Origin of the sequence: Oceanitalea stevensii (assembly GCF_014837105.1) — a bacterium.
In the GTDB taxonomy this organism is placed as follows: domain Bacteria; phylum Actinomycetota; class Actinomycetes; order Actinomycetales; family Actinomycetaceae; genus Oceanitalea; species Oceanitalea stevensii.
Genome location: NZ_JACSPO010000006.1, coordinates 99,644 through 109,129, shown reverse-complemented (window position 1 = coordinate 109,129; position 9,486 = coordinate 99,644). Strand labels below are relative to the sequence as shown.

General features: G+C 73.6%; 7 protein-coding genes and 1 riboswitch. Of the genes, 3 read left to right on the top strand and 4 right to left on the bottom strand.

What is annotated here, in order from left to right; all coding sequences use genetic code 11:
• Positions 1-55: 55 nt before the first annotated feature.
• Positions 56-514, bottom strand: coding sequence for a Dps family protein (locus H9624_RS11545; protein ID WP_251840039.1), 459 nt, complete (start codon positions 512-514; stop codon positions 56-58).
• A gap of 252 nt (positions 515-766) precedes the next feature.
• On the opposite strand from H9624_RS11545, the gene leuS reads away from it, so the two are divergent.
• On the top strand, positions 767-3,676 hold the full coding sequence (gene leuS, locus H9624_RS11540; RefSeq protein ID WP_251840038.1) for a leucine--tRNA ligase: 2,910 nt from the start codon (positions 767-769) through the stop codon (positions 3,674-3,676).
• Between the two features lie 63 nt (positions 3,677-3,739).
• Here the strand turns inward: leuS and H9624_RS11535 are convergent, their stop codons facing one another.
• Together H9624_RS11535 and H9624_RS11530 are read right to left on the bottom strand one after the other, a co-directional pair.
• Positions 3,740-4,255: a flavin reductase family protein gene (locus H9624_RS11535; RefSeq protein WP_251840037.1), complete on the bottom strand. Its 516-nt coding sequence runs from the start codon at positions 4,253-4,255 to the stop codon at positions 3,740-3,742.
• A 115-nt stretch (positions 4,256-4,370) separates the two neighbouring features.
• Complete coding sequence (locus tag H9624_RS11530) at positions 4,371-6,263, bottom strand: HNH endonuclease signature motif containing protein (protein ID WP_251840036.1); 1,893 nt, start codon at positions 6,261-6,263, stop codon at positions 4,371-4,373.
• A gap of 114 nt (positions 6,264-6,377) precedes the next feature.
• A riboswitch (SAM riboswitch) is annotated at positions 6,378-6,502 on the top strand.
• Positions 6,503-6,786: 284 nt separating this feature from the next.
• Here H9624_RS11530 and H9624_RS11525 point away from each other — a divergent pair.
• Complete coding sequence (locus tag H9624_RS11525) at positions 6,787-7,761, top strand: LLM class oxidoreductase (RefSeq protein WP_251840035.1); 975 nt, start codon at positions 6,787-6,789, stop codon at positions 7,759-7,761.
• 63 nt (positions 7,762-7,824) lie between these two features.
• Here H9624_RS11525 and H9624_RS11520 read toward each other — a convergent pair whose 3' ends face one another.
• A complete protein-coding gene (locus tag H9624_RS11520; protein ID WP_251840034.1) occupies positions 7,825-8,445 on the bottom strand; it encodes a DEAD/DEAH box helicase family protein in 621 nt (206 codons plus the stop codon).
• Between the two features lie 59 nt (positions 8,446-8,504).
• On the opposite strand from H9624_RS11520, the gene H9624_RS11515 reads away from it, so the two are divergent.
• On the top strand, positions 8,505-9,404 hold the full coding sequence (locus tag H9624_RS11515) for a DegV family protein (RefSeq protein ID WP_251840033.1): 900 nt from the start codon (positions 8,505-8,507) through the stop codon (positions 9,402-9,404).
• Positions 9,405-9,486: the final 82 nt, after the last annotated feature.

Here is a 9,486-nt window from a genome sequence, read left to right as displayed (position 1 = left end):
CAGCCGGATTCCTCCGCGGAGGAATCCGGCTGTCGGCGTAAGGGGGCGGGGGTGGTCAGCTGGCGTCGCCGCTGGCGGCGCGGAACATCCAGGCCTGCTTCTCGAGGCCGCTGGCGACCGTCACGAGGAGGTCGTGGCTCAGCGGGTCGCTCTCCTCGACGTCGTCGAGCTTGGACTTGATGCGGTCGGCGACCGACTGGAGGCGCTCCTCGAACTGGCGGATGACCTTGTCGTCGGGGAGGCGGCCGCCCGAGAGCGACTCGACCTGGGTGGAGCTCGCCACGGTGGAGGCGCGGCCGTCCGGCTCACCGCCGATCGCCACGAGCCGCTCCGCGACGTCGTCGGAGGCGAGGCGGACCTCGGCGGTGACCTCGTCGAGCTGGAGGTGGACGGAGCGGAAGTGGGACCCGTAGATGTTCCAGTGGGCCTGCTTGGCCTGCAGGGACAGGTCGATGAGGTCGACGAGGGTCTCCTGAAGGCTGGTGAGGACCTTCTCCGTGGGCTTGGCAGCCATCTGCTCTCTCCCTTCCGCGGCGCACGTCCTGTGCCCGCGATGACGATGACGAACGCTGTCGAGCATATGGCGGGGCCTGGTCGGCCGCCTCCCGCAGCCGCTGCGGTAAGGTGGCCCACATGTCGCGACGGGTCCTCCTTACGCAGCCGCGCTGACCACAGCGGGCGCCGACGGCGCCGCATCAGCGCGGCCCACCTCCCTGCGGGGAGGTTTTCTCATGCCAGGAGCGACCACCCCCACCGTGAGGATCACATGAGCACCGAGACCCCCGTCCCCGCGGAGCCCCGCTTCCGCTACACCGCCCGGCTGGCGAGCGAGATCGAGCAGGCCTGGCAGGACCGCTGGGAGGAGCTCGGCACCTTCCACGCGCCCAACCCGGTCGGCGACCTCGCCGGGGACACGACGGACTCGACGTTCTACGTGCTCGACATGTTCCCCTACCCCTCGGGCAAGGGCCTGCACGTCGGGCACCCGCTGGGCTACATCGCGACCGACGTCGTGGGCCGCTACCAGCGAATGAAGGGCAAGAACGTCCTCCACGCGCTGGCCTACGACGCCTTCGGCCTGCCCGCGGAGCAGTACGCCGTGCAGACCGGGCAGCACCCCCGGATCACCACCGAGGAGAACATCGCCAACATGCGCCGCCAGCTGCGGCGCCTGGGCCTGGGCCACGACGACCGTCGCTCCTTCGCGACGACGGACACCGAGTACGTCCGCTGGACGCAGTGGATCTTCCTCCAGATGTACCACGCCTGGTACGACGAGGACGCCGAGCGTCCCGGTGGCGGCCGTGGCGCGGCCCGCCCGATCAGCGAGCTGGAGGCCGCCTTCGCCGACGGGACCCGGCCCACGCCGTCGGGCCGGGCCTGGGCCGACATGGACGCCGACGCGCGCGCCGCCGCCCTGGACGCCCACCGCCTCGCCTACGTGTCCGACGCGCCGGTCAACTGGTGCCCCGGGCTGGGCACCGTGCTGGCGAACGAGGAGGTCACCGCCGACGGGCGCTCCGAGCGCGGGAACTACCCCGTCTTCAAGCGCAACCTGCGCCAGTGGATGATGCGGATCACCGCCTACGCCGACCGTCTCGTCGACGACCTCGACCACATCGACTGGCCGGACAAGGTCAAGACGATGCAGCGCAACTGGATCGGCCGCTCCGAGGGCGCGATCGTCACCTTCGCGCTGCCCTCCCGCGTGAGCGCGGGGGAGGCGCCCGGCGGCTCCGCCGAGCTGGCGCTGGACGTCTTCACGACCCGGCCCGACACGCTCTTCGGCGCGACCTTCATGGTCCTGGCCCCCGAGCACCCGCTCCTCGACGACGCCGTGCCCTCCGCCTGGCCGGCAGGCACGCAGGAGTCGTGGACCGGTGGGCACGCGAGCCCGGCCGAGGCCGTCGCCGCCTACCGGGCGCAGGCCGCCGCCAAGACGGACGAGGAGCGGCAGGAGGAGGGACGCGCCAAGACGGGTGTGTTCACCGGCGCCTTCGCGACCAACCCCGTCAACGGCGCCCAGCTGCCCGTGTTCGTCGCCGACTACGTGCTCATGGGCTACGGCACCGGCGCGATCATGGCCGTGCCCGGTGGCGACGCACGCGACTACGAGTTCGCCCAGGCCTACGGGCTGGACGTCGTCCACACCGTGCAGCCGCCCGCCGAGCACGTCGAGGGTGCCTGGACCGGCGACGGCGAGATCATCAACTCCGCCAACGACGAGATCTCCCTCAACGGCCTGGGGGTGGCCGAGGCCAAGGCCACGATCACCGAGTGGCTGCAGGCCCGCGGCCTGGGCGAGGCCCGCACGACCTACCGGCTGCGCGACTGGCTCTTCTCCCGCCAGCGCTACTGGGGCGAGCCCTTCCCCGTCGTCTACGACGAGGAGGGCCGCGTCCACGCACTGCCCGAGGAGATGCTCCCGGTCGACCTGCCCGAGGTCCCGGACTACTCCCCGCGCACCTTCGACGCCGACGACGCCACCTCCTCCCCGGAGCCCCCGCTCGGGCGGGCCGAGGACTGGGTCAACGTCGAGCTCGACCTGGGTGACGGCGTCAAGACCTACCGCCGCGACACGAACACGATGCCCAACTGGGCCGGTTCGTGCTGGTACGAGCTGCGCTACCTGGACCCGAGCAACACCGAGCGCCTCGTCGACCCGGCCAACGAGCAGTACTGGATGGGCCCGACCGGCGAGAAGTCCTGCGGTGGCGCCGACCTGTACGTCGGCGGCGTCGAGCACGCCGTGCTGCACCTGCTCTACGCGCGCTTCTGGCAGAAGGTGCTCTTCGACCTCGGGCACGTCTCGAGCGTCGAGCCCTTCCACAAGCTCTTCAACCAGGGCTACATCCAGGCCTACGCCTTCGCCGACGCCCGCGGCCAGTACGTGCCCGCGGACGAGGTCGAGGAGGTCGCGGCCGAGGACGGCTCCGGGGAGGTGAGCTACCGCTGGCAGGGCCAGGAGGTCACCCGCGAGTACGGGAAGATGGGCAAGTCCCTCAAGAACATCGTCACGCCCGACGACATGTACGAGGCCTACGGCGCCGACACCTTCCGGGTGTACGAGATGTCGATGGGGCCGCTGGACCTGTCGCGACCGTGGGACACGCGCGCCGTCGTCGGCTCCCAGCGCTTCCTCCAGCGGCTGTGGCGCAACGTCGTCGACGAGGAGACCGGGGAGCTGCTCGTCACCGACGAGCCGGCCGACGAGGAGACCCGCCGCCTGGTCGCGCGGACGATCACCGACGTCGAGACCGAGATGGCGGCGATGCGCGTCAACACGGCCATCGCGCGTCTCATCGTGCTCAACAACCACCTCACCGGGCTGGCGGCGAGCCCTCGCGAGGCCGTCGAGCCGCTGCTGCTCATGCTCGCGCCCGTCGCCCCTCACATCGCCGAGGAGCTGTGGCGGCGGATCGGGCACGAGGGGTCGCTGGCCCACGAGCCCTTCCCGGTCGCCGACCCCGCGCTGCTGGTCCAGGACACCGTGACCTGCGTGGTCCAGGTGGCCGGCAAGCTGCGCGACAAGCTCGAGGTGCCGGTGTCGATCGACGCCGCGGAGCTCGAGCGGCTGGCCCTGGAGACGCCGGGCGTCAAGCGCGCGCTGGGTGAGCGGGGGATCCGCAAGGTCATCGTGCGGGCGCCCAAGCTCGTCAACATCGTTCCGGCCTAGCCGGCCGTTCACGCGCCGAGAGCCGGACCCCTCCTCGCGAGGGGTCCGGCTCTCGGCGTCTGCTCAGGCCTCGAGGCGCGGGAAGGACCGGTCGAGGTAGACGAGCGGCTGGGCACCGTCCTCGCGGTGGGCGAGGACCGCACGCAGGGTGATGAGCAGGCTGTCCCCGACGGGGACGCGCTGCTCGACGACGCCCCGGACCCAGGCGGTGGTGCCGGGCAGGACGGGCTCGCCGGTGGGCAGCGAGCAGTGCTCGAGCCCGGCGAAGCGGTCGGCGCCGCGGGCGGCGAAGCGGCGGGCGAGGTCCTGCTGGTTCTCGCTGAGGAAGTTGACGACGACGCTCGGGGCGCTGTCGAGGACCCGGCGCGAGGTGGAGCCCGCGGCCACGGAGAAGGCCAGCATCGCGGGGTTCGCGGCGACGGAGATAACCGAGGTGGCGGTGAAGCCGGCGGGCCCGTCCGGGGTGGCGCAGGTGATGACGGCGACGCCTGCCGGGTGGCGGCGGAAGACGGCCTTGAACTCCTCGCTGTCCACCGACACGGGCAGGGCGGTGGGGGAGGAGGGCTGCTCGGCGGTCATGAACGGTCCTTCGCGGTCGAGTCTGGGGCTCTCCCCATTGTCGGCCAGCCGCGGCCGCCGTGGGCGCTCAGCGGGTGTGACCTCCCAGTCCTTGGACGCGCCCGAGCCACCCGTCTCAGAAGGGCGGCTCGGCAGCGTCTGCGCCGGCGGTGCCGGTCCGCACCCAGGTCACCCGGCCGTGGTGGTCGCGCTGGTAGACGTGCCCGCTCGGCGTGGTCCAGCGGAAGGTGCCGCCTCCGAGGTGCTCGAGGCGGAACTGGCCGAGGGTCTTGATCACGTGGTCGGGCCGGCATCCCGCGCCGAGGTTGACGGCACTCGTGGGGCCTTCCGGGAAGGGCACGACGTGGTCGAGGTCGCAGCTGTGGGCCGGGGTGGAGCAGCCCGGGACGACACAGCTGCGGTCACGGGCCCGGACGAACTCGGCCAGGGCGGCGGGCGGGCGGTAACGGGTACGGCCGACGTCGAGGACCTCCCCGCTGAGCGGGTCGGTGACGAGCCGCTGCCAGGTGCCTGCGCTCATCGCCAGCGCGCGGGCGACGTCCGGGGTGATGGGGCCGTAGCCCTCGAGCTCGGCCACCTCTGCCATCGGGAGAGGCGCGTCGTCGGCAGGGCTGTCCCCTGGAGGGTCGTGGACAGGGCTCGCCCCTGGGGCGTCGTCGGTGTCTCCGGTGAGGTGGTCCCAGCACTCGCCGTACGCGGGGAAGGCACCTTGTGTCTCCGGTGGGAGGACGAGGACCGAGAGTGGCACGTCCACCCGGATGACGGCACGCCTCCCGCCGATGGTGCCCACCGGCATGTGGAGCATCCTCAGGTAGTCACTGACGGGCTGGAGGTCGGGCGTGCCGGTCGCGGCCGACGGGGCCACGGGCACGCCGTCGTCGGCGTCGTCTCCCTGGGGGTTCCCGTCGCCCGCCCCCGCGGCGAGTGCCGCGTCCACTTCCGCCGCGGGTGCCGCGTCCGTGTCGCTCTGCTTCGGCAGCCCGACGTAGCCCTGCTCGAGGGCGGTGTGGCCCATGAGGGCGAGGACGTCGGCACGCAGCTGGTCGATCGTGCGGCTGTCGCCGGAAGCCTTGGCGCTGCGGGCAGCGGCCTCGAGGGCGAGGTCGAGGCCTGCGGCGTCCGTGGCGGGAAGCAGTGCGTGGATCGAGGCCATGCCGTCGGGCAGCGGACGCGGGTGGTCCACGCGCCGCTGCTCGCGCGCCCGGCGGTGCCGCTGCGTCGCCCGGCTGGGGTCGATCGCGATGACCGCCTTCTCCACGGCGCGCGCGAGCTGGCTGGGTGTCTGGTGCGGGGCGTCGGGCAGGACGACGCGCTGGACCTCCCAGGCGACGTCCGCCGGCTGCTCCGCCAGGTGGCGCGAGAGCACGGCAGCCTTGGCCGGGTCGATGAGCCCCTGCTCGAGGGCGTCCGCCGTCTGGTCGAGCTTGTCCCGGAAGAGCCGTGCGCGGTCGACCATCCGCCGCGCCGTGAACCGCGTGATCCCCAGCCGTGGGGCGAGCTCGGCGGCTGCCGAGTCGGCCGCGATCTTCCCGCCGGGGAGCGGGTGGTGCGGGTTGATGCCGGGACGCCCGGCGAGGCGGCCACTGAGCTCGGTGACCCGTGCTGTCGCCCACGAGGCGACCCGCTGGTAGCCGGCGACCATCTCCACCAGCGCGTACAGGTCGACGGTGCGTGGGTCGAGTGCCTCCAGCGTTTCCGCGAGGGCCGGTCCCGGGGCCAGGGAGGTGAGCAGGCCGCCCAGCTCTGCGCCGTCGTCGTCGTCGATCCCGACCGCGTTCACGCGCCGGCCCGCCGGGGCGAGCGGGTCGGGAGGGAGGGGAGGGAGCTCGGACGGGCCGTCGTCATCGACCGGGATCTCCTCGGCCCAGCGCTCGTCCGGACCGGCCCACGGCGGCAGAGGGTCTGGCGGAAGGGGAGGGAGCACGGCGGGGCCGTCGTCGAGCACGAGCCAGGGCGGGGGACCGGCGAGGTCGGCCGCGCTCAGCCACTGGCCCTGCGTCGCCGCCATCTCGCTCACCACCTCGGTGCCGTGAACCTGATGACTCCACCGTATGACCGACCACTGACATTCGACCGGGTGACAGTTGACACATGAAGTGTGGCGCCGCTAGCGTCTGCGACAGGTTCAGAGCACCAGTGCGTACCTCGAGTGCGCTAAGCCCCGGCTTGCTGGTCGGCAACCCGCCACGTGCGGTGGGTGCCCCGGGTGATGACCTGGTCCCGCGACCGTCGGGACAACGGAGCGCACCGCGAGGGTGCCAGCACGCGAAGGACGTACCAGGATGACCACGCACCTCAGCCCCCGGCAGATCACCAGCCGTTGCGGCAGCAGCATGTGCATGTGCGGTCGTCCGTGTATGTCGGTCTGAGACATACGGAAGCGACGCCCTCGGCGCGAGCCGCGCTGACGCGTCACCCCTGATCCAAGCCCCCGAGCCGCCGGCGAGTGACACGCCAGGCGCCGGATCCGGCGTATCAGGTCTCACGTCCTTCCCTGCGCCCCAGGCGCTGCGACCTCGATAGGTGCTGCCATGACTGCTGCGTTCCTGCCCACCCGTACCACCGCGACGACCTCGACCACCGCGACGATCGCCCTCGACCTCTCCGGCCTGGGCGCCCCCGCCCACGACCGTGAGGCGGCTGCCGGTCTGCCCGCCGAGCAGGCGAACCTCGTCCGCCTCGCCTCCTACGCCCGCGCCGCCCACAAGGGCGGGGTCTCCTTCGTCACGCTCGGCGAGGACTTCCGCCTCCGCGCCGACGCCGCGCCGCGCGCCAACGCCTGGCTCGACCCGGTGATCGCCGCCCGCCGCATCAGCCCCAGCGCCGGCGGCACGGGCCTCGTGCCCACCGTCCAGCTCGGTCGCGCCGACTCGGCCGTGGCCGCCGAGCTCGCGCAGTTCAACCGCAAGAGCGGCTCGTGGGCCGGCCTCCAGGTGGCCCGCGGCGAGCGGGCGCCGGTGGCCGCGCTGCCCCAGCTCGGCGACCTGCTCGAGGAGCTCGTGCGCAGCACGGAGGCGCGCTCCAGCCAGCGCCCCACCGTCGTCGTCCCGCTCGAGGAGGAGGCCGACCTCGCCGCAGCCGGTGAGCTCGCCGACGTCGTCCGCCTCCGCGAGGCCGACCTCAGCTGGGCGCGCGAGCTGCGCTTCGCCGTCCGTTCCGCCGCACGCGCCGCCGGCCGCGGCCCCGTCCGCGTCCTCGTCGACCTGCGCACCGTCATCGCGTCCGACTACGAGTCCGCCCGCGCCCGCGCCGACCTCCTCACCGACATCGCCGGGGGCGACGCCGGGTGGGCGGGTGCGCTCGAGGCCGTCGGCACGGTGGGCGACGTCGTCGCGACCATCGAGCGGTGGGTCGAGGCCGGCGCCGCGGACGGGTTCGTCGTCCTGCCCGGCTCCATCCCCGCCGACGTCCAGCGGCTGCTGCGCGGGATCATCCCGGCGCTCCAGGCCCGTGGCCTGGTGTCGGTCGCCGGGTCGACCACGGAGGCGCAGCCGGTCCCGGCATGAGCCGGCACGGTGGCCCGACCGCCTAGGCGTGGCCTCGTGGTCTCCAGGGCCAGGAGGCCACACCTAGGACGGTTGGGCGGTGGGCCGCGCCTCGTGGGGACCGTCGAGCCAGGTGAGGATGCGGTCGGCCGCCTCGTGAGGAGCGAGGTCGCGGTTGTCGAGGCGCAGGTGCCGGTGCTGAGCGAGGAGACGGGCACCCGGCAGGGGCGGGCCGCCGTCGGGCTGGGGGCCGGTGTTCATGACGAACCGCTCCATCTCGCGGACGTTGGCGTCGGACCACTCGACGTCCCGCTTGGACCGCTTGTCGGCGAGCCGCAGCTCGGTCCGGTTCCGCTCGAGGCGCGTGTCGAGGTCGGCCGCCAGCTCGACGAACGACACCTCGGCGCCCGCCTCGACATAGGGACGGAGCTGCTGGGTCAGCTCGTCGAGGTCGGACTGCAGGTCTAGGCCCCAGACGTAGGTGAGCAGCAGGTCGGTGCCCGCCACGGCCGCCTCCTGGACGACCCGTGCGCGCCACTCGGTGAGCAGCCGGGTGAACGGGGGCGTGCCGTAGTCGAAGACCTCGAGGAGCGGCTCGATGAGCGCGTGGTTGTGGAACAGGCGGAAGGTGCTGCGCCGGGCGACCTCGCGCCCCACTGTCATCTTGCCCACGGCGGGAGGGCCGAAGATCACCAGCAGGCGCATGGCGTGACTCTGCCACAGGCCGGCGCCTCGTGATCCGGCCGGGGTGCGATGATGGGTCGATGCCCGGCGTCGTGGTCCTCACCGACTCCACCGCCTCGCTGTCCCCGGAGACGGCGGGCCGCCTGGGCATCCGGGTGGTCCCGCTGCGTGTCCTGCTCGACGGCGCCGACCACCCCGACGACGCCCTCAGCCGTGAGGAGCTCGCCGCTCACCTGCGCGCGGGGGGGACGGCGACGACGTCCGGACCGTCGCGGCAGGCGCTCGCCGACGCGATCGCGGCGGCCGTCGACGACGGCGCCTCCGCCGTCGTGTGCGTGCACCTGTCGGCCGAGCTGTCGGGAACCGTCGGGCACGCGCGCCTTGCGGCCGAGGAGGTCAGCGCGCGCCGGGGGACACCCGTGCACGTCGTCGACACGCGCACAGTCGGCGCGGGGACGGGCTTCGCGGCGCTCGCGGCCGCCGAGCGCGCGGCACGCGGCGCCGGCGCCGACGGTGTCCTCGCCGCCGCCCGGGAGACCGCGGCCCGCAGCAGCGTCCTCTTCGCAGTCCCCGACCTTCACCACCTCGCCCGCGGGGGCCGCATCGGCCCCGCGCGAGCCTTCCTCGGCTCGGCGCTCGGGGTGCGCCCGATCCTCGCGCTGCGGGGCGGGCGGCTGGCGGTCGCCGAGACGGCGCGGGGAGCGGCGCGGACGCAGCGCCGCATCGTCGAGCTCGCCGTCCGGGCCGCGGGCGGACCGGGCGCGGCCACGCCACGTGGCGACGGCGGCCCGGTCCGGGTGGCTGTCCACCACTTCGCCGACACCGACGCCGCCGACGCCCTCACCGCGGCGCTCGAGCAGCGCCTGACGGAGACGGGCGCGCGGGTGGCGAGCATCGTCCGCAGCGAGGTCACCGCCGTCGTAGGGGCGCACACGGGTCCGGGGGTCGTGGGCGTGGCCCTCGCCCCGGCGGGCGAGTGACGGCTGCCGTTCCGCGCTGAGCCTGCTCCACAGGACGACGGCGGGACGGCGCCGTCCCCGAGCGGGCGCCTCCTCACGGGGT

Coding starts and splice junctions, on each gene's coding strand:
- H9624_RS11545 (WP_251840039.1), bottom strand. CDS start 514: ATGGCTGCCAAGCCCACGGAGAAGGTCCTCACCAGCCTTCAGGAGACC.
- leuS (WP_251840038.1), top strand. CDS start 767: ATGAGCACCGAGACCCCCGTCCCCGCGGAGCCCCGCTTCCGCTACACC.
- H9624_RS11535 (WP_251840037.1), bottom strand. CDS start 4,255: ATGACCGCCGAGCAGCCCTCCTCCCCCACCGCCCTGCCCGTGTCGGTG.
- H9624_RS11530 (WP_251840036.1), bottom strand. CDS start 6,263: ATGGCGGCGACGCAGGGCCAGTGGCTGAGCGCGGCCGACCTCGCCGGT.
- H9624_RS11525 (WP_251840035.1), top strand. CDS start 6,787: ATGACTGCTGCGTTCCTGCCCACCCGTACCACCGCGACGACCTCGACC.
- H9624_RS11520 (WP_251840034.1), bottom strand. CDS start 8,445: ATGCGCCTGCTGGTGATCTTCGGCCCTCCCGCCGTGGGCAAGATGACA.
- H9624_RS11515 (WP_251840033.1), top strand. CDS start 8,505: ATGCCCGGCGTCGTGGTCCTCACCGACTCCACCGCCTCGCTGTCCCCG.